Genomic DNA, 332 nt, shown 5'->3' with positions numbered 1-332 from the left:
CCGCATTACTGACCTTGCTGCGGTGATGTCGTGTGCTGACAGACGGTGGTTGTCGCAGTAGGACCGGACACATGAGGTATCCGCAAGGGGGCGGGCTGACCGCGGAGCGACGGGCGTTTCGCGAGCACATCCGGATGCAGGCGTCCGAGCTATTCGCTCTGGGACACGACAACGCCGCCATCGCCAAGCAGTTACGTGTCAGCGTGCGGTCGGTGCAGCGATGGCATCGGGCATGGGAGCACGGCGGAACGTCAGCCCTGCAATCGAAGGGGCCGGCGTCAAGGCCCAAACTGAGTGGGGCACTTTTCGAGGTGCTTGAGCAGGAGCTGGCC

Annotated in this window: 1 protein-coding gene; it reads left to right on the top strand. The window is 64.2% G+C overall.

Translation table 11 applies throughout. From position 1 onward, the window contains the following. Positions 1-71: 71 nt before the first annotated feature. Positions 72-332: helix-turn-helix domain-containing protein (locus tag ACLZOT_RS51005; protein WP_416976119.1), on the top strand; the 261-nt coding region annotated here is incomplete at its 3' end.

Source organism: Streptomyces sp. 4F14, assembly GCF_048159485.1.
Lineage (GTDB): Bacteria > Actinomycetota > Actinomycetes > Streptomycetales > Streptomycetaceae > Streptomyces.
Note: the sequence above shows the minus strand (reverse complement) of the source record. Positions and strands in the feature narration are given on the sequence as shown.